The organism is Flavobacterium riviphilum, from assembly GCF_055231795.1.
Genome location: NZ_JBUYSY010000056.1, coordinates 1 through 378, shown reverse-complemented (window position 1 = coordinate 378; position 378 = coordinate 1). Strand labels below are relative to the sequence as shown.

2 tRNA genes are annotated in these 378 nt (G+C 38.4%); both read right to left on the bottom strand.

Annotated features, from left to right (window positions below):
- Window positions 1-163 precede the first annotated feature (163 nt).
- Window positions 164-249 (bottom strand) — tRNA-Leu (locus ACZIX2_RS14275).
- Between the two features lie 4 nt (window positions 250-253).
- Window positions 254-326, bottom strand: a tRNA-Phe gene (locus ACZIX2_RS14270).
- Between the last annotated feature and the right edge of the window lie 52 nt (window positions 327-378).

Below are 378 nucleotides of genomic sequence, written 5' to 3'. Positions count from 1 at the left end.
CTACTATCGGGGTTATGAAGCAACAATTGGCTTATTTGGAACAACACTTAATACCACAAAAAAAGGAATTATGTCTTTATTAATCCAATTAAACATTCATTGCACAAAACCTACTAAACAAAAAAACTCCATTAGAAAGATTTTCTAATGGAGTTAATAGTTGTACTCAGAGCGGGACTTGAACCCGCACGAACATTGCTGTTCACTGGATTTTAAGTCCAGCGTGTCTACCAATTTCACCATCCGAGCAATGTGGTACCTCCAGGGATCGAACCAGGGACACATGGATTTTCAGTCCATTGCTCTACCATCTGAGCTAAGGTACCTATTCAATTAAGTAGTTTAAAAAAAGCCCAGCTTATTTAAGCTGGGCTTTTC